The sequence below is a fragment of the Rhizobium sp. SEMIA4064 genome (assembly GCF_003025035.1).
In the GTDB taxonomy this organism is placed as follows: Bacteria; Pseudomonadota; Alphaproteobacteria; order Rhizobiales; family Rhizobiaceae; genus Rhizobium; species Rhizobium paranaense.
Map to the genome: position 1 here is coordinate 58,597 of NZ_PYJN01000001.1, position 18,227 is coordinate 76,823.

Here is an 18,227-nt window from a genome sequence, read left to right on the forward strand (position 1 = left end):
ACCGTCGCCGCTCTCGGGCAGCTAGACGCCGCCTATGCCAGTCCTTGCACACCATTCGCGCAAGGGAACGAGCGTTTCGTGTTCGAAAGCGATGGCGAGATAGGCGAGCGTGCGCGGCATATGCTTCATGTAGCCGGGCTTGCTGTCGCGCTGCAGCAGCCGCACCCAGAGGCCGGCGAGCTTGCAATTGCGCTGCGCCGACATGATCGCCCAGCTCTTCAAAAACTTCGCTTCGTCGAAACCGCCTTGGGCATGCCGGAGCGATAGATAATCCGCCATCAACTGATCGTGCAGATCGCGTTCGATGGTAACGCGCGCATCCTGAACGATGGAGGCGAGGTCGTAGGCGGTCGGCCCGATCATCGCGTCCTGGAAATCGATGAGGCCGATTCGCTGGATGTCTTTTTCCTTGGCTCGCCAGATGATGTTCGGCGAGTGGAAATCGCGCAGCAGCAGGTTCTTTTCCGTATCGTCCAGTTCATCGATCAGGCCGTTCCAGATCGCCAGGTAGTCCGCCCGTTCCTCATCGCTCGCCGGCGCGCCGCGTTTCCAGGGCAGATGCCAGTCGATGAGCAGCCGCGCTTCCATCGTCATGGCCGTCCGGTCGAAATCCGGAATATGATGGACATGATCCGGCGTGACCGGGATATCCTGCGGGATATCAAGGCTATGCAGATGCGCCAGGCAGGCGACGCTTGCCCGATAGCGTTCGGCAATCGGCTTGCCTTCTGCGTTAAGCACGCCATCGGTGCCGAGATCCTCGATCAACAGAATGCCCTGGTCGTAGTCGGCCGCGAAGATCTCCGGCGCTGCAAAGCCGTTTTCGCGCAGCACATTGGCGATCGCCACGAACGGATAGGCGTCCCAGGCGAGATGCGCGACCTTCGGATAGGACTTTCCGGCAAGCACGGGCGGTCCCTCTGGCAGTCGCGGCCAATCCATCAGGATCACGCGCTTGCCGCCGCCATGCGGATGGATGGACTCATAGGCGCGCAGCGAAGCGTCGCCCGTCAGGAAACGGCGCTCGGCGCCGGCATAGCCATGTGCATCGAGGAAAGCGCGGATCGCCAGAACGCGCTGGATGCGGGCGAATTGCTTGGCCGGCGCCGTGATCGTCGCTCGACGGCCTTCGCCCTCATGTTCGAGTCTGAGATCGATACGTTCTTTCGGCAGTTCGCCTTCGGCCATCTCCGGCCATTCCACCAGGCAGACGCCGGTCTGCAGCGCCTCGTCGAAGCCGAGTTCGTCGAGTTCGCTCGGGTCGCCTAAGCGATAGAGATCGAAATGCGAGACCGGGATGCGCAGCTCGTAGGATTGCACGAGCGTGAAGGTCGGGCTTGGCACGTCCAGCTCGGCATCGTCAGCCATGGCGCGCAGGAGGGCACGCGCCAGCGACGATTTGCCGGCGCCGAGATCACCCGACAGCGCCAGGCAATCGCCGGCCTTGAGCGCCAGCGCCAGATCCTCGCCCAAGCGAGTGGTTGCCGCGTCGTCTGCCAGGAAAAGGGAGATGCTGGTGTTCGCTGCTGTCATTCTGCTGCGACGGAGTGCGGCAATTCGGCGGAGGGAATCCGGCAGGTGACCGTGGTTCCCTTGCCCGGCTGGCTTTCGATCGAGACCTGGCCGTCATGCAGGCTGACGAAGCTTTCGACGATGGAGAGACCGAGGCCGGCGCCACTGCGCTTGCCGCCCTTGCCGCTGGAGGCAAAGCGGTTGAACACCGTGCGCATGATCTCTTCCGGAATGCCCGGACCCTTATCGGCGACCGAGAAGACGAAATCCGTGCCTTCGCGCGCGCATCTGAGCTCGATCGTCGAGCCTTCCGGCGCGAAATTGGCGGCATTGGTCAGCAGCTTGAGCAATATCTGCTTCAGCCGCTGCTGATCCGCCACAACGGAACCGAGGTGGGCGGGCACGGTGATTTCCAGCGTGACGCCGCTTTCCTGCAGCCGATCGGCGATCTGCATCGATACTTCGTCGAGCAGGTCGTCCAATCCAATCTCGGAATAGTTCAGCCGCATGATGCCGGCATCGACGGTCGCAAGATCGAGAATGTCGTTGACCAGCGTCAGCAGCACCGAGGACGAGGTGGAGATATGATCGATATACTCCGCCTGCCGGTCGTTCAGCGACCCGATGCCCGGCGTCTTCAACAGATCGGTAAAGCCGATGATGTTGGTCAGCGGCGAGCGCAGCTCGTAGGAAACATGCTGGACGAAATCGTTCTTCAGCTCGTCGGCCTTCAGCAGCGCCTCGTTCTTTTCCGTCAGTGCCCGCTCTGCCCGTACGCTGTCCGTCTTGTTGACGAAGGTCAGCATGGTCTGGGCGTTCGGCAGCGGAATGACCGCATAGTCGAGGACGAGGTTGGAATAGAGCTCCAGCGTGCCTTGCGACGACGGGCGTTCGTCGTCGAAGCTGGTGATTTGCTCCGCAAAGCGCTTCCAGCCGTCCGGCCGGTCGTAGGAGGGCGCGCAGGCCTCGGCCAGCGCCTGGATATGCGTGTCCGGCTTGGCCTGGGCCTCGGTGATGTTCCACAAGATGCGGAATGCCGGATTGGAGAGGCGGATGCGGCCATCGGGACCAAAGACGGCAACGCCTTCGGAGAGATGGTCGATGGTCTCGCCCTGCACCTTGACCAGCGTGTTGTAGCGCGTTTCGAGATCGACCTGTTCGGTCAGGTTCTCGAACACCCATGTAGCGCCGCCTTGGGGATGGGCGGTGGCGAAAACCCTGAGGATCTGACCATTCGGCAGGTGCCAGAGGTCGGATTGCGTGTCGAGCGCGCGATAGACGGACAAGACGCCGTCTTTCCAAGTCTTCCAGTTCAGCTGCTCGGGCAGCTTCTTGGCACCGCGCAGCCGATCCAACAGCTCGCTATTATCAGGCTTCTTCTCGAGGAAGGCGATGTCGAGTTCCCAGAGCTGGACGAAGGCCTGATTGTAGAATTGCAGCCGCCGGTCGCCATCGAAAATCGCGACCGGTGTCGCCAGGTGATCAAGCGTCTCGGCATGGCTCTTCAACGTGCGCTCCAGCTCGGCGCGGACCGCTTCCGCTTCAGAGACGTCGATAGCGATGCCTGCCGAACCGTCCGATGATTTGACGTCGATGACATCGAAGAAGGTGCGATTGCCATGGACGACGGTGGAAATCTTGTCGTGAAAGGGCGATTCCGGCGTGGTGGAGGCGCGGATGCGTTCGCGTGCGACGGTCGTCAGGAACTCACGGCCTTCGCGGATGGCTTCATCCGGCGACACGGCCTCGACTGCCTCGCCATAGGCTTGGTTGACCCAGGTCAGCTTGCCCTCGGTATCGCGCCGCCAGACGGGCAGGTCGATGGCATCGAGCAGGTTCTGGAACGCGGAGATCGAGGTCATCAGCCGGTCGCGCTCGATCTTCAGCTCGGCCAGTTCGGCGCGTAGATTGTTGAGTGCGATGAAGCGGACGAAGGCGCGGCCGCCGGATATGCGGCCCTGCGCTTCCAGGATCTCGTCACGGTTCGTCTCGACCACCATATCGAAGCTTTGGCCGCTGCCGCGCAGCTTATCGATCGCCTTGTCCAGCTCTCCGGCGGACCAGGATTTCAGCCAGCGGCCGAAAGCGAGGAATTCGTTGTCTTGCGGCGCACCGGTCTCGACGGGAAGCTGGCCAAGCAGCTCCGGCCGTGCGTTCTGCCCGTCCCAGATGACGATCCGGCGGTTCTTGTCGGCGATCAGCGCCTGATACTGCGAAATGCGCTGGTTAGCGTCCGAAAGCGCCGTGCGGATTTCGCGGCTCTCGCTTTCCATGTTGCCGCGCTGGCGGATCATCCATACCGTCGACAGGAGCGCCGCTGAAATCACGCCAAAGATGACGGAAAAAATGACCATTTCCGAGGAGGTAAAGAGACGGACTGCAGCCGGCGTGCCAGCGCTTGTCTGTGCCAGCACAGGACCCGCCAGGCCGCTGACGATGCCGCCGAAAACGCTGAAACGCAGCAGGCGGGCCAATGAGGCCAACCGGCCTGCATTCGTCCGCCGCTTTGCCCGCGGTAAAAGCATATATGCGCCGCCCTGCTGCCGCCGCGCGATCGCCGCTAGGGGTATCGCTGGCTCAGGCAGGTTGTCTTTCCCTTCAGACATAAGCGGTCTGTCTCCGTCCTTCAGAGCATGATGCCGAAAATGTAAGCGGTTTTCGGACGACATCATGCTCTACTTATTTGATTGTAGAGCGGATTCAGATTTTAGGTCGTGTCGACCTAAAATCATCCGACTCTGCTGTGCCGCATCTCGACAAGACATCCCATTTTCATGGCTCCGGGCATGCCCGGTTCGTCACGAATCAAGTCTAAAAACAATACTGCCTAAGGGAATCGTCGGGAAGGGAGCCGGCCAAAAAATAAGCCCCGGCATTTGTCAATGCCGGGGCCACAAGATATTGTGGATATCGATCGTAAGATCAGTATCTGTAGTGGTCAGACTTGAACGGGCCCTGCGGAGTGACGCCTATATAGGCAGCCTGTTCTCCAGAAAGCTCCGTCAATTTCACGCCAAGCTTGCTGAGGTGCAGGCGAGCAACCTTCTCGTCGAGGTGCTTCGGCAGCACGTAGACCTGGTTCTGGTACTGGCCGGGCTTAGTGAAGAGCTCGATCTGTGCCAGCGTCTGGTTGGTGAAAGAAGCCGACATGACGAAGGACGGATGGCCGGTGGCGTTGCCGAGGTTCAGCAGGCGACCTTCCGACAGCAGGATGATGCGGTTGCCCTTGGCGAACTCGATCATGTCGACCTGCGGCTTGATGTTCGTCCACTTGAGGTTACGCAGCGCCGCAACCTGGATCTCGTTGTCGAAGTGGCCGATGTTGCCGACGATAGCCATGTCCTTCATCGCGCGCATATGGTCGATGCGGATGACGTCCTTGTTGCCGGTGGTGGTGATGAAGATGTCGGCCGAGGAGACGACGTCTTCGAGCTGAACCACTTCATAGCCGTCCATGGCAGCCTGCAGAGCGCAGATCGGGTCGACTTCCGTGACCTTGACGCGCGCGCCAGCGCCCGAAAGCGAAGCAGCCGAACCCTTGCCGACGTCGCCATAGCCGCAGACGACGGCGACCTTGCCGGCCATCATCACGTCGGTAGCGCGGCGGATGCCGTCGACCAGCGATTCCTTGCAGCCGTACTTGTTGTCGAACTTCGACTTGGTGACGCTGTCGTTGACGTTGATCGCCGGGAAGGGCAGCAGGCCCTTCTGGCTGAGCTGGTACAGGCGGTTAACGCCGGTGGTCGTTTCTTCGGTGACGCCCTTGATGGCTTCGCGCTGCTTGGTGAACCAGCCCGGCGATGCCTGGAGGCGCTTCTTGATCTGCGCGAAAAGGATTTCCTCTTCTTCCGAATGCGGATTGGAGAGCACGTCCTCACCGGCTTCGGCGCGGGCGCCGAGCAGGATGTACATGGTGGCGTCGCCGCCATCGTCGAGGATCATGTTGGAAACGCCGCCATCGGTCCACTGGAAGATCTTGTCGGTGTAGGTCCAGTAGTCTTCGAGGCTTTCGCCCTTGATGGCGAAGACCGGAACGCCGGAGGCGGCGATTGCAGCAGCGGCATGGTCCTGGGTCGAGAAGATGTTGCAGGATGCCCAACGGACTTCTGCGCCGAGTGCGACCAGCGTTTCGATGAGAACGGCGGTCTGGATCGTCATGTGCAGCGAGCCGGTGATGCGCGCGCCCTTCAGCGGCTGTGCTTCGCCGAACTCGGCGCGGCAGGCCATCAGGCCCGGCATTTCGGTTTCAGCGATCGTGATTTCCTTGCGGCCGAAGTCGGCAAGACCGATATCCGCGACGATGTAGTCCTTTTCAGTGCTCATGAAGATCTCCAGCCTGAACGATGCAAACGGACCACAGGCGAACGCCTCGGCCGAATGCAACAAGAATTGCACGCTGACAGCGTGTGGGATGATGCCCTGTAGCAGGCTTCAAGCTGGAAATCAATGTTGATATAAAGAAGTCTTTATGTCTTTATATCCATCGATTTTTAGCGCTGCTGTCTCGGCCGTAAAATATCCAGGCCGTGCCAACCTGTCCGATTGGAGCGCAAGATTCGGATTGCGCAGTCGGCTGTAGCGAGCAAACTCGGCTTTTTCACAGCCGAGGGAACTGCCATGCTCACGCTTCATGATTACCTGCCATCGCAGAACGGCTGGAAAGCCAGGGTTCTGCTCGGGCTACTCGAAATCCCCTATACCAGCCATCTCGTGTCGATTTTCGAAGGCGAGAGCCATACCGACGCTTTCCTGGATCTCAATCCCGCGGGCGCGGTTCCCGTCCTCGAGCTGGAGGATGGACGGGCGATCGCGGAATCGAATGCGATCCTCACCTATCTTGCCGAGGGCACGCCCTTTCTGCCCGCAGACCGCTACCAGCGCGCCAAGGTCATGCAGTGGTTGTTCTTCGAGCAATACCATATCGAGCCGGTCATCGGCTCACTGCGCTTCTGGACGCTGACCGGGCGGATCGAGCGCAATCAGGGCATGGTTTCGGGGAAGCGCGAAGCTGCAGTCCGCGCTCTCACGGCAATGGAACGCAGCCTTGCCGGTCTTTCGTTTCTTGTCGGGAATGATCTTTCGATCGCGGATATCGCGGTCTATGCTTACAGCCACCGAGCCGCGGATTGCGGCTTTCCTCTGACGGATTATCCGGCGATCGCCGCCTGGGCTGGTCGTGTCCGAGATGCCATTGGTCCCGGCTACCCCGTGCACCCATACAGCATCGATCCGCATTCCGGCGCTTGAAGCCGCGGGGAGCGGGGAGGAGATTACATCTCTTCGCCGAACTTGTCGGCGACCAGACGATCCAGCGCATCGAGTGCCTCGGCGGCCTGGATGCCGCTGGCGGTGACGAGCACGCTGCAGCCGGGGCTTGCGGCAAGCATCATCAGGCCCATGATCGAGTTGCCGCCCACCGTGGTTCCGTCCCTCGAGACGGTGATGGTGGCGTCATAGGCTTCGACGGTCTGTACGAATTTGGCGGAAGCGCGGGCATGCAGGCCGCGTTTGTTGATGATCAGAAGTTCCCGGGAAAGTTCCGTCATAGGCGGGATGTTTGTCTCGTCATTTGCCGCTGAGTACACGGCTGGCCACGTTTATATATTTGCGTCCGGCCTCGGAAGCTTCAACCAGAGCCTTCTCCATGTTGTTGTCGCCCCGAACGCCCGCGAGCTTTATTAACATCGGCAGATTGACGCCGGCAATAACCTCTGTGTGGCCGCTATTCATGACCGAGATCGCGAGATTGGAAGGAGTGCCGCCGAACATATCGGTAAGAATGATGACCCCGTGCCCATCGTCGGCGCCGGCAACCGCCTGCAGGATGTCCTGCCGCCGCTTGTCCATGTCGTCTTCGGGACCAATGCATACCGTCTCTATGAACTTCTGCGGACCAACGACATGCTCTACCGCATGCCGAAACTCTTCAGCCAGCTTGCCATGAGTGACAAGCACAAGTCCGATCATGATATTACTGCTCCCATCGCACACAAACAGGTGGCACTTACCGCAATGCAGCAATGTCGTCCACCAGTGGGGGGACATCTTGGCTATGAAAAGACGAAGTGCAAGCTTAAAATATGATATTTGGGCGGCTGCGGGGGCCTAAATGGCCGATTAACCCAAACTGATGATGGTTTTCGCCATAATCACGGCGAGCGGATTCGCCGATGCTGCGGACAGGCGGATCAGCGGCAGGCGAATGGATTCTGTGACATCGGCCTTTTCGTCCTCTGGGGGAAGCCGCTCGGCCGTCGCCGGATCGACCGGGCGTATGGCGTAATGCATTTCAGCCTCGGAAACATGGGGAAGCCGAACGATGCCGGTATAGCGGATCTCCATCAGGCCGGCGATAGAAGGCGGGCATTCGGCGATGACGGCACCATCACGCTGGGTGATGAAAACCCGATCATCGGCGACCAATGCGGCGGGGAACCCAAGCGGCTTGGCAGCCGCAAGGCAGGCAAAGGCAAGCGAGGACTTGCCGCTGCCAGATGGCCCCAGAAACAGCAGGCCGGTCTTGCCGACGACAATCGCTGTCCCGTGGACATTGGTCGCTTTGCTGCTCATGCCGGTGTTTCGGCCGGCAACGACAAGATGAAGCGGGCGCCGAGCAGCGCCGCGCCATCACCATCGACAATGTTTTCAGCACGCAGGGATCCGCCATGCGCCTCGGCGATCTGCCGGCTGATCGACAGGCCCAAACCGGAATTCTGCCCGAAACCTTCCGCTTCCGGCCGGTCGGTATAGAAGCGCTCGAAAATGCGGTCGATATTTTCCGCCTGGATGCCAGGCCCGTTATCCTCGACATATATGACGCAACGCGTTCTCGTGCGCGTCAGCCTTACCGTGATTTTTCCGGTGTCCTTCGCGACGAAGGAGCGAGCATTTTCAATGAGGTTGGTGACGATCTGGCCGATACGCAGGTCGTGGCCGTCAATGGTGAACTTGGTTTTCGCACCCGGCTTGCGGTCGACGATATAGTCTATCTCGACCGCCTTCTTCGAATGCCCGACCTGTCGGGAAATATCGATCATGTCGCGCAGCAGCACTTCCAGATCGAGCGATCTCGCATCGGAGCGGGCAAGTTCGGCATCGAGGCGGGACGCATCGGAAATATCGCTGATCAGCCGGTCGAGGCGGCGCACGTCGTGCTGGATGACATCCATCAGCCGTTTCTTGGATTCGTCGCTCTTGGCAAGCGGCAACGTCTCGACGGCGCTGCGCAACGATGTCAGCGGGTTCTTAAGCTCGTGGCTGACATCGGCGGCGAAACTTTCGATCGCGTCGATACGGTCATAGAGCGCTGACGTCATGTCGCGCAGCGCGATCGACAGGTTGCCGATTTCGTCCTGGCGGGCGGAGAAATCGGGAATTTCCTCACGCTCCTTCGCCCCACCGCGGCGCACACGAATGGCGGCCGCCGAAAGCCGGCGCAGCGGATTGGCGATGGTCGAAGACAAAAGCAGCGACAGAACGACGTTGACCAGGGTTGCGACGCCGAAGACGCGCATGATCGCCAGGCGTTCGGCATGGACGATCTTGTCGATATCGCCGGCCTGCGTCGACAACAGCAACACGCCGAGCACGGCGCGGAAGCGCTGGATGGGCACAGCGACCGAGACGATCAGCTCGCCTTTTTCTGTGGTGCGCACCACGGCGCCGCGCACGCCGGTCAGCGCATTCATCACTTCCGGATAGATCGAACCGTCACCGCCGGGCGCTTCCTTGTAAACCGGCAGGTTGCCCGGCTGCAGCATCTTGTTGAGCAGGCCGCTGAACCAGTCCGACCAGCTCTGCGCCGCGTCGTCCACTGGCGGCAGATCGTAGCGCAGCACTTGACCGCGCGAATAGAGATGGCGGCTGTCGAGCAGCAAATTAGCGTCGGCGTCGAAGATGCGGGCGCGGGTGCGCGTCGGCGAAATCAGTCGCGTCAGCACCGGTGCCACCTTCTCCGGATCGATCGGGAATTCCAGGTCCTCATCGTTCGGGACGGGCGTGATGCTCTGCCCCGCCTGGAGTTCCAATAGCTTCTGCGGATCGATGGTGATGGAGTTGGTATCGACCGAAGCCGATGCCGAGACGGCGCCGGCGATGATTTCGCCCTGCGTCAGCAGGCTCTCGACGCGGGCGTCGATCAGGCCCTCGCGGAACTGATTGAGATAGAGGATGCCGCCGACGAGAACGACGAGGGCGGCGAGGTTGAAGAACAGGATGCGCCGCGTCAGGCTCGAGAAGACGGCATTGCCGAAGATGCGGCGGATCAGCGTGAAAGGGTGAGTCCACCGACGGCGGGCGATTCTGACGTCGCTCGGGCTTTCCGTGTCGTCGATATCCCTATCTTGCACCAGTTGTGCCAAGCCAGCGGCCCTTTCGAAGAACAGGATCGGCGATCCTGTCCGCATGCTCTTATTCCATTGTCCGCCGCACGGTCCAGTGAGCTATCCGAGCATGATGCCGAAAAGTCTAAGCGGTTTTCGGACGACATCACGCTCTATTCTTTGGTTCCAGAGCAGATTCAGATTTCAGGTCGATTCGACCTAAAATCATCCGGCTCTAGGCCGCTTCGCGGAAGCGGTAGCCGACTCCATACAGCGTTTCGATCATATCAAAATCGAGATCGACCATCTTGAATTTCTTGCGAAGCCGCTTGATGTGGCTATCGATGGTGCGGTCGTCGACATAGACCTGCTCGTCATAGGCGGCGTCCATCAAGGCATCGCGGCTTTTCACGACGCCAGGGCGCTGCGCCAGGGAATGCAGGATGAGGAACTCCGTGACGGTCAGCGTCACCGGTTCGCCCTTCCAGGTGCAAGTATGGCGTTCCTGGTCCATGACAAGCTGTCCACGCTCCAGCGAGCGGGCCTGCTGTGCGGCGCCCGGCTTCGCGGCAGTGCCGCTATTGGCCGCGTTCGCGGCTTCACGGGCGGAGGCGCGGCGGAGTACCGCCTTGACGCGCTCGACCAGCAGACGCTGCGAGAACGGCTTGGTGATGAAGTCGTCGGCGCCCATCTTCAGGCCGAAGAGCTCATCGATCTCTTCATCCTTCGAGGTCAGGAAGATCACCGGCAGATCGGACTTCTGCCGCAGGCGGCGCAAAAGCTCCATGCCATCCATGCGCGGCATCTTGATATCGAAGATCGCCAGTTGCGGCGGCCGGGCAAGCAAACCGTCGAGCGCCGAAGCGCCGTCCGTATAGGTCTCTACCTTATATCCCTCGGCCTCCAAGGCAATCGACACGGAAGTCAGGATATTGCGGTCGTCATCAACGAGCGCGATTGTCAACATGGTGTTCGTCTCCGTCATCAGTGCGCGTCTCTCCCGGATTTGGAATCCAGCCCAGGTGGCTTGCCAGCTCGTTGGCGGTAACCTGGCGCGCTTATGGGGATAAAGGTGGAACAAATTGTGGCAAAGATAAAGAGGCGGATTGCCGGACTCACAAACAGTTAACCAAGGGTTGTGTGACGAAACGTCTCGGCGACACCCATTCAAACGATTTAAAAATATCAAAAATTATTTAAATCGATTAAATACATGATATCATTCGATTTTTTTCGCTGTACTCTCTTGTGCTTTTAAAAAGACACCTCTACGCTTTATTTAGTTTTAACGGCTGAGGCCACGTAGAGGAATAGAACGATGGAGCAATTCGGCGTCCGTAATCCCGTAACCGAACTCGAATCGATCGGCCTGGGAGCCGCCGCCAGTGTTCGTTATAACCTTCTGGAGTCTCATCTTTACGAGGAAGCGATTCGTCGGCGGGAAGCCGATTTGACTGCTCATGGCGTGCTGAGAGCATTGACCGGACAACACACCGGCCGTTCGCCGAAGGACAAGTTCGTCGTCCGCAATGCGACCACCGAAGATCAGATCTGGTGGGACAACAATAAGCCGATGTCGCCGGAACATTTCGCGCTGCTGCATAAGGACATGCTGGCGCATGTACACGGCAAGGATCTGTTTGTTCAGGATCTCATCGGCGGCGCCGATCTGGATTACGCCCTGCCGACGCGCGTCGTCACCGAATTCGCCTGGCACTCGCTGTTCATCCGCAACCTACTCATTCGTCCGGAACGGTCGGCGCTGGAAAGCTTCATACCGAAGCTGACGATCATCGATCTGCCGAGCTTCCGTGCCGATCCGGAGCGCCATGGCTGCCGCACGGAAACGGTGATCGCCTGCGATCTCGTCAACGGCATCGTCCTGATCGGTGGCACCTCCTATGCCGGTGAAATGAAGAAATCGGTCTTCACCGTCCTGAATTACCTCTTGCCGGAACGCGGCGTCATGCCGATGCACTGCTCGGCCAATGTCGGCCCGGACGGCGATGCGGCGATCTTCTTCGGCCTGTCGGGCACCGGCAAGACGACGCTCTCGGCGGACCCGACGCGCACGCTGATCGGCGACGATGAGCATGGCTGGGGCGAAAACGGCATCTTCAATTTCGAAGGCGGCTGCTACGCCAAGACCATTCGCCTGTCGGCCGAAGCCGAGCCGGAAATCTACGCCACGACCCGCCGCTTCGGCACCGTGCTCGAAAATGTCGTGCTTGATGAACATGGCGTCCCGGATCTCGACGACGGTTCGCTGACGGAGAACACCCGTAGCGCCTATCCGCTACATTTCATCCCGAATGCTTCGGAGTCCGGCATGACCGGCCATCCGGAAACGATCATCATGTTGACGGCCGATGCTTTCGGCGTCATGCCGCCGATCGCCAAGCTGACGCCAGAACAGGCGATGTACCACTTCCTTTCCGGCTACACCGCCAAGGTCGCCGGCACGGAAAAGGGTGTCGTCGAGCCGGAGGCCACGTTCTCGACCTGTTTCGGCGCCCCCTTCATGCCGCGTCATCCGGCCGAATACGGCAATCTGCTCAAGGATCTGATCGCCCGCCACGGCGCGCGCTGCTGGCTCGTCAACACCGGCTGGACCGGTGGTGCCTACGGCACGGGCCGACGCATGCCGATCAAGGCGACGCGCGCCCTGCTGGCCGCCGCTTTGAAGGGTGATCTCGACAATGTCGAGTTCCGCATCGACCCGAATTTCGGTTTTGCGGTTCCGGTCGCCGTCGAAGGCGTCGACAGCGCTATCCTCGATCCGCGCTCCACCTGGGCCGACGGTCAGGCCTATGACGCCCAGGCGGCCAAGCTGGTGCAGATGTTCGTCTCCAACTTCGCCAAGTTCGAAAGCCATGTCGACGGCAACGTCCGCGATGCGGCCCCGGGCCTGCGTGTAGCCGCGGAATAATCCGCCGCCTGGAGGCAATGACTCACGTGAAACCCCGGCGGTCTATCTGCCGGGGTTTCATTTTGCCGTCGGCCTGTTTTCAACTGCGCGCCAATATGGGATAGACGCGCATGGCCAGCGACGCGCTTTATATCAACGACCGGATCACCATTGCCGGGTGGGAACTGACGGAACAATTCGTTCTGGCGGGCGGTCCTGGCGGGCAGAATGTCAACAAGGTCGCGACCGCCGTTCAGTTGTTCTTCAATATTCCGAATTCGCCGTCACTGAATGACCGCGTCAAGGCCAACGCCGTCCGGTTGGCCGGCCGGCGCGTCTCTAAGGACGGTGTATTGATGATCGAGGCCAGCCGCTTCCGCAGCCAGGACCGCAATCGCGAGGATGCGCGCGAGCGGCTGAAAGAGCTGATTCTCGAAGCCGCCGCCCCGCCGCCGCCACCACGCAAGAAGACCAAGCCGACCAAAGGCTCGATCGAACGGCGCCTGAAGGAAAAATCGGGCCGCTCAGAGGTCAAGAAGATGCGAGGCAAGCCCGGCGGCGAATAGGTTTCGGGCTGCCGTTTTGGTTTGATTGGGTAAAATGAGGCTTGTCAGGGGAGTCCGGCGTTGCCGTAGCTCTGTGCCTGGCCCCTCATCCTAACCTTCTCCCCGCATTGCGGGGAGAAGGGACGACAGTGTGAAACAGCGAAGCTCCCCACTCGTGACGGGTTCGGATTCGGTACGGTAAGCTCCCTCGCCCCGTAAGGCGGGGAGAGGGGCCATGCACAAGGCGCGGCGATGGTACATTCACCTGACTAGCACCACCGCAGGAAACAAAAATGCTCCTACCCAACGGAATTCGTCATCTCCCCGGCTATCTCGACCGCCCCACCCAGGAAGCGTTGGTCGAGACCATCCGCGCTGTCGTGGCGGAGGCGCCGCTCTACACACCCGCCATGCCCGGCACCGGCAAGGAAATGTCCGTGCGCATGACCAATTGCGGGCCGCTTGGCTGGGTGACGGATAAGCAGCGCGGCTATCGTTACCAGCAGACCCACCCGGTGACCGGCAGGCCCTGGCCGGCCATACCGCCGCAACTGTTCGACCTTTGGAGCAATATAGCTGGCTATGAAAAGCCGCCGGAAGCGTGTCTGGTCAATTTCTACGATGACGATGCCCGCATGGGCCTGCATCAGGATCGCGACGAACAGGATCTGGCGGCACCCGTGCTCTCGATCTCGCTCGGCAATACCTGCCTCTTCCGCGTCGGCGGCCTCAGCCGCAATGATCGTACGCTATCTTTCAAGCTTTCCAGCGGCGATATCGTCGTTCTCGGTGGGGAAGGCAGGCTTTGCTTCCACGGCGTCGACCGCATCTATCCGGCAACGTCGACATTGCTGAAGAATGGCGGACGGATAAACCTGACCTTGAGGCGGGTGAATCCGTAACTTCTAAAGCTTCCTCAACGCCACCTGTTCGATCAGATGGTTCTTGCCCTTCTGAAGGATGAGGTCGGCGCGAGGGCGGGTCGGCAGGATGTTTTGGCGCAGGTTTTTCAGGTTGATGTTCTTCCACAGCCCTTCGGCGGTCGCGATTGCCTCTTCCTCGGTGATCGAGGCGTAGCGATGGAAGAAGGAGTTGGGGTCGCGGAAGGCGGTTTCGCGCAGGTTCATGAAGCGGGCGACATACCAGTTGTGGATCAGATGCTCATCGGCATCGATATAGATCGAGAAATCGAAGAAATCCGACACCATCGGCACGATCTTGCCGTCCGCCGGCAGGTGCCGCGATTGCAGCACGTTGATGCCTTCGAAGATCAGGATATCCGGCCGGTCGACGGTCTTATATTCGTCCGGCAGCACGTCGTAGACGAGGTGCGAATAGCAGGGCGCCTTGACATCCGGCTGTCCGGCCTTGATCGCCGAAAGGAAGCGCAGGAGGGCGGCGGTATCGTAGCTTTCCGGAAAGCCCTTGCGCTGCATCAGGTTGCGGCGCTGCAATTCGGCATTCGGAAACAGGAAGCCGTCGGTGGTGATCAGATCCACTTTCGGGCTCGACGGCCAGCGGCGCAGCAATTCCTTCAGGATCCGGGCCGTGGTGGATTTGCCGACGGCGACGGAGCCGGCGATGCCGATGACAAAGGGCGTCTTGGCAACATCCGAGAGACTGAGGAACCGATTGCGCTGTTCGAACAGGATCTGCGAGGATTCCACATGCGAGGACAGCAGGCGCGATAGCGAGAGGTAGATGCGCCGGACTTCATCGAGATCGATCGGGTCGCCCATGGAGCGGAGCCGCGTCACCTCGTCGGCGGTCAACGTCAGCGGTGTATCGGCCCTGAATTTCGACCACTCGTCCGAAGAAAAGAAATAGTAGGGCGAATAGGCTTTCGCCTCAAATATATCGAGCGTCTCGTGCGGAGGCAGGGTGTGGGTCGCTATCGTCATCGCATTCTACCGGCTGGCCTTCTCCTGAAGGCCGGATTGAGCGGTGCGCCTTTCGAGCTCACCCATGACATTCTGCAACGGAATGCCTGCTATCTTCAATACGACCATAAGGTGATAAAGCAAATCGGCCGCCTCATAGGTGAGGTTGTCGCGATCGCCGGTCACCGCCGCCATGACGGCCTCGATTGCTTCTTCACCCAGCTTCTTTGCCGCTTTCGGCTGACCGGCGGCGAAAAGCTTCGCCGTCCAGGATTCCTCCGGCGACGCCTTGGAGCGCTCGGCGACGATTTTTTCGAGGTCGGAAAGGGTAAATCCGCTCATCCGTTCCATCCCTTCCTAATCGAGCCGCATGGCGATGCCATGCTGAGACATATAGTGTTTCGCTTCGCCGACCGAATAGGTGCCGAAGTGGAAAATCGAGGCGGCGAGCACGGCCGTCGCATGGCCTTCCTTGATGCCGGCAACGAGATCGTCGAGATCGCCGACGCCGCCCGAAGCGATGACAGGAACGCGCACGGCATCCGCGATCGCCCGCGTCAGCTCTAGGTCGTAACCGACTTTAGTGCCGTCGCGGTCCATGGAGGTGACGAGCAGTTCGCCGGCGCCGCGCTCGACCATCCTGCGGGCAAAATCGACGGCGTCGATACCGGTCGCGTTGCGGCCGCCATGTGTATAGATCTCCCAGGCGCTCATATTGTCGCCGCCGAGCGCCTCGGTGCGCCGCCGTTTGGCGTCGATCGAGACGACGATGCATTGATTGCCGAACTTGTCGGCGGCTTCAGCAACGAAATCCGGATTATTGACGGCGGCCGAGTTGATCGAGACCTTGTCAGCGCCGCAAAGCAGCAGCTTGCGGATATCGGCGATGGTGCGGACGCCGCCGCCGACCGTCACCGGCATGAAGCATTGTTCGGCGGTGCGCGCCACCACGTCGAAAATGGTTTCGCGATTGTCGGAAGAGGCGGTGATGTCGAGAAAGCAAAGTTCGTCGGCACCAGCGGCGTCGTAAGCCTTGGCTGCTTCGACGGGATCGCCGGCATCGACGAGATTGAGGAAATTGACGCCCTTGACGACGCGGCCGTCCTTGACGTCAAGGCAGGGGATGACGCGGGCTTTCAGGGTCATTGCGCTGCCTCCTTGGCCTGCTTGATCAGGGCCAGTGCTTCCCTCGGGTCGATCCGGCCATCATAAAGCGCGCGGCCGGAAATCGCACCTTCCAGTTTACGGGCGTCCGGTTCGAGCATGCGACGGATATCGTCCAGCGAAGCAAGGCCGCCGGAGGCGATGACGGGGATGGAAACAGCCTCGGCGAGGTCCAGTGTCGAGGCCCAGTTGATGCCGGTCAGAATGCCGTCGCGGTCGATGTCGGTGTAGATGATCGCCGCGACGCCGGCGCCTTCGAATTTCTTCGCCAATTCGATGATGCCGAGTTCGGAGGCTTCCGCCCAGCCCTCGACCGCCACCTTGCCGCCCTTGGCGTCGATGCCAACGGCGACGCGGCCCGGAAACTTTTTGCAAGCCTCGATCACCAGCGCCGGATCGCGCACGGCGACCGTGCCGAGGATGACGCGAGCAAGCCCGCGCGACAGCCAGTTCTCGATATGGTCGAGCGTGCGGATGCCGCCGCCGAGCTGCACCGGGTTCTTCGTCGCCTTGAGGATGGCGTCGACGGCCGCACCATTGACGGTCTCGCCGGCAAAGGCGCCGTTGAGGTCGACGACATGCAGCCACTCGAAGCCCTGATCCTCGAATGCCTTGGCTTGCGCGGCCGGATTGGGGTTGTAGACGGTCGCCTGTTGCATATCGCCGAGCTTGAGGCGCACGCACTGGCCGTCCTTGAGGTCGATGGCGGGGAAAAGGATCATGTTTTGGTCCTCAAAGCGCGAAGCGTCAGGGCTTCCAGCGCAGGAAATTGGCAATCAGGGCGAGGCCGAGCTTCTGGCTCTTTTCCGGATGGAACTGCGAGCCGGCCATGTTGTCGCGGCCGACGAAGGCGGTCATCGCACCGCCATAGCTGGTCGTGGCGATGACGTCGTCAGCATGATCGGCCGCCAGATGGTAGGAATGCACGAAATAGGCGTGCAGCCCGTCCGGTCCGGTCGGAATGCCGTCGAAGAGGGGATGCGGGTGCCGAAGATCCAGCGTGTTCCAACCGATCTGCGGGATTTTCAGCGTCGGATCATCCGGCGTCATCTCCTTGACGTCGCCCTTGATCCAGCCGAACCCCTGCGTGATCGTCTTTTCCAGCCCGCGCGACGACATGAGCTGCATGCCGACGCAGATGCCGAGGAAGGGGCGGCCCTTGTGTTCCACGACATCGATCACCGCATCGGCCATGCCGGAAACGGCGTCGAGCCCGCGGCGGCAGTCGGCATAGGCGCCGACGCCGGGAAGCACGATGCGATCGGCAGTGGCGACGCGCTCGGCATCGTCTGTCAGATCGATTTCGGTGTCGATACCGGCTTCGCGGGCCGCGCGTTCGAAGGCCTTGGTGGCCGAGCGCAGGTTGCCTGAGCCGTAGTCGATAATCGCGACGCGCATGGTCAGCGTCCTCCATCATAGCCGGGAAGACCGAAGCTCGGTCCGCCCTGGCTTGAGCCAGTATTCGGAGAGGAAGGAATATCCCAATTGTTCGAGCAAATATTCTCCTCGGCTTTCGGCTCGATTTCGGAGAAATGGATCTCCTCAGCCGTCGCCAGATTGGGAGCCGAAACCAGCCCTTCCGTTTTCCAGCCGCCCGCAATGAGGTTCCGGTAGGCGGCATGGCTGCCTTCGAGCGCAGCGAGGATGCGCAGGCCGAGTAGAATTGCGATGCCCGCGGCGAAAAATCCCGGCCGGCTGATCAATTCCCAGGCAATGCCCTCCAGCAGAAAGGCAGCGATCGCCAGCAGCCACAGCCGATGAAAAAGCATCCACAACGTCGGAAACAGAAACGCCGTCCAGGAAAAGCCGTCGCGGATGAAGCGCGTTCTCGCCTGGTTTTTGTCCGGTCCTCCGGGTGGCGTCAAAATCAAATAGCTTGCCATCTCTTCACTTTCCC

General features: G+C 60.5%; 18 protein-coding genes. 4 read left to right on the forward strand and 14 right to left on the reverse strand.

Translation table 11 applies throughout. From position 1 onward, the window contains the following. Positions 1 to 21: 21 nt before the first annotated feature. From tsaE to ahcY, 3 genes are all read right to left on the reverse strand, one after another. Positions 22 to 1,533 carry a tRNA (adenosine(37)-N6)-threonylcarbamoyltransferase complex ATPase subunit type 1 TsaE gene (gene tsaE / locus C9E91_RS00265; RefSeq protein WP_107106401.1) on the reverse strand — a complete coding sequence of 504 codons (1,512 nt, stop codon included), beginning with the start codon at positions 1,531 to 1,533 and terminating at the stop codon, positions 22 to 24. Beyond that, positions 1,530 to 4,118, reverse strand: coding sequence for a PAS domain-containing sensor histidine kinase (locus C9E91_RS00270; RefSeq protein WP_107106402.1), 2,589 nt, complete (start codon positions 4,116 to 4,118; stop codon positions 1,530 to 1,532). The genes tsaE and C9E91_RS00270 overlap by 4 nt, the downstream gene beginning before the upstream one ends. A gap of 316 nt (positions 4,119 to 4,434) precedes the next feature. Continuing rightward, positions 4,435 to 5,835, reverse strand: coding sequence for an adenosylhomocysteinase (ahcY, locus tag C9E91_RS00275; RefSeq protein ID WP_107106403.1), 1,401 nt, complete (start codon positions 5,833 to 5,835; stop codon positions 4,435 to 4,437). A 294-nt stretch (positions 5,836 to 6,129) separates the two neighbouring features. On the opposite strand from ahcY, the gene C9E91_RS00280 reads away from it, so the two are divergent. After that, positions 6,130 to 6,759 carry a glutathione S-transferase family protein gene (locus C9E91_RS00280; protein ID WP_107106404.1) on the forward strand — a complete coding sequence of 210 codons (630 nt, stop codon included), beginning with the start codon at positions 6,130 to 6,132 and terminating at the stop codon, positions 6,757 to 6,759. Between the two features lie 23 nt (positions 6,760 to 6,782). Here the strand turns inward: C9E91_RS00280 and C9E91_RS00285 are convergent, their stop codons facing one another. The 5 genes from C9E91_RS00285 to C9E91_RS00305 form a co-directional block, all read right to left on the reverse strand. Next, positions 6,783 to 7,058 (reverse strand): HPr family phosphocarrier protein, encoded by a 276-nt coding sequence (locus C9E91_RS00285; RefSeq protein WP_028753828.1) that lies wholly within the window; start codon positions 7,056 to 7,058, stop codon positions 6,783 to 6,785. A 19-nt stretch (positions 7,059 to 7,077) separates the two neighbouring features. Continuing rightward, positions 7,078 to 7,479: a PTS sugar transporter subunit IIA gene (locus tag C9E91_RS00290; protein ID WP_004127534.1), complete on the reverse strand. Its 402-nt coding sequence runs from the start codon at positions 7,477 to 7,479 to the stop codon at positions 7,078 to 7,080. Positions 7,480 to 7,629: 150 nt separating this feature from the next. Next, complete coding sequence (locus C9E91_RS00295; RefSeq protein WP_107106405.1) at positions 7,630 to 8,082, reverse strand: HPr kinase/phosphorylase; 453 nt, start codon at positions 8,080 to 8,082, stop codon at positions 7,630 to 7,632. Continuing rightward, positions 8,079 to 9,872 (reverse strand): sensor histidine kinase, encoded by a 1,794-nt coding sequence (locus C9E91_RS00300; RefSeq protein ID WP_181315981.1) that lies wholly within the window; start codon positions 9,870 to 9,872, stop codon positions 8,079 to 8,081. Before C9E91_RS00300 ends, C9E91_RS00295 begins: the two co-directional genes overlap by 4 nt. Before the next feature lie 196 nt (positions 9,873 to 10,068). Further along, the gene (locus C9E91_RS00305) at positions 10,069 to 10,800 is read right to left on the reverse strand and encodes a response regulator transcription factor (protein ID WP_210203675.1); all 732 of its coding nucleotides are present in this window, start codon (positions 10,798 to 10,800) and stop codon (positions 10,069 to 10,071) included. A 351-nt stretch (positions 10,801 to 11,151) separates the two neighbouring features. On the opposite strand from C9E91_RS00305, the gene C9E91_RS00310 reads away from it, so the two are divergent. The 3 genes from C9E91_RS00310 (at position 11,152) to C9E91_RS00320 (ending at position 14,188) form a co-directional block, all read left to right on the forward strand. Then, on the forward strand, positions 11,152 to 12,762 hold the full coding sequence (locus C9E91_RS00310) for a phosphoenolpyruvate carboxykinase (RefSeq protein WP_107106408.1): 1,611 nt from the start codon (positions 11,152 to 11,154) through the stop codon (positions 12,760 to 12,762). A gap of 110 nt (positions 12,763 to 12,872) precedes the next feature. Beyond that, positions 12,873 to 13,307 (forward strand): alternative ribosome rescue aminoacyl-tRNA hydrolase ArfB, encoded by a 435-nt coding sequence (gene arfB, locus C9E91_RS00315; protein ID WP_107106409.1) that lies wholly within the window; start codon positions 12,873 to 12,875, stop codon positions 13,305 to 13,307. A 272-nt stretch (positions 13,308 to 13,579) separates the two neighbouring features. Next, entirely contained in the window at positions 13,580 to 14,188 is a 609-nt protein-coding gene (locus C9E91_RS00320) for an alpha-ketoglutarate-dependent dioxygenase AlkB (protein WP_107106410.1), read from the forward strand. A 3-nt stretch (positions 14,189 to 14,191) separates the two neighbouring features. On the opposite strand, the gene coaA is transcribed toward C9E91_RS00320, so the two are convergent. Genes coaA through C9E91_RS00350 form a run of 6 tightly spaced genes read right to left on the reverse strand, consistent with a single transcriptional unit; the run spans position 14,192 to position 18,213 of the window. Then, positions 14,192 to 15,187 (reverse strand): type I pantothenate kinase, encoded by a 996-nt coding sequence (gene coaA / locus C9E91_RS00325; RefSeq protein WP_107106411.1) that lies wholly within the window; start codon positions 15,185 to 15,187, stop codon positions 14,192 to 14,194. 6 nt (positions 15,188 to 15,193) lie between these two features. Next, positions 15,194 to 15,508 (reverse strand): phosphoribosyl-ATP diphosphatase, encoded by a 315-nt coding sequence (locus C9E91_RS00330; RefSeq protein ID WP_028753836.1) that lies wholly within the window; start codon positions 15,506 to 15,508, stop codon positions 15,194 to 15,196. Positions 15,509 to 15,523: 15 nt separating this feature from the next. Next, positions 15,524 to 16,312, reverse strand: coding sequence for an imidazole glycerol phosphate synthase subunit HisF (gene hisF / locus C9E91_RS00335; RefSeq protein ID WP_107106412.1), 789 nt, complete (start codon positions 16,310 to 16,312; stop codon positions 15,524 to 15,526). Continuing rightward, complete coding sequence (gene hisA, locus C9E91_RS00340) at positions 16,309 to 17,052, reverse strand: 1-(5-phosphoribosyl)-5-[(5-phosphoribosylamino)methylideneamino]imidazole-4-carboxamide isomerase (protein ID WP_107106413.1); 744 nt, start codon at positions 17,050 to 17,052, stop codon at positions 16,309 to 16,311. Before hisA ends, hisF begins: the two co-directional genes overlap by 4 nt. Before the next feature lie 25 nt (positions 17,053 to 17,077). Continuing rightward, a complete protein-coding gene (gene hisH / locus C9E91_RS00345; protein ID WP_107106414.1) occupies positions 17,078 to 17,728 on the reverse strand; it encodes an imidazole glycerol phosphate synthase subunit HisH in 651 nt (216 codons plus the stop codon). Between the two features lie 2 nt (positions 17,729 to 17,730). Then, positions 17,731 to 18,213, reverse strand: coding sequence for a DUF2628 domain-containing protein (locus C9E91_RS00350; protein WP_107106415.1), 483 nt, complete (start codon positions 18,211 to 18,213; stop codon positions 17,731 to 17,733). Between the last annotated feature and the right edge of the window lie 14 nt (positions 18,214 to 18,227).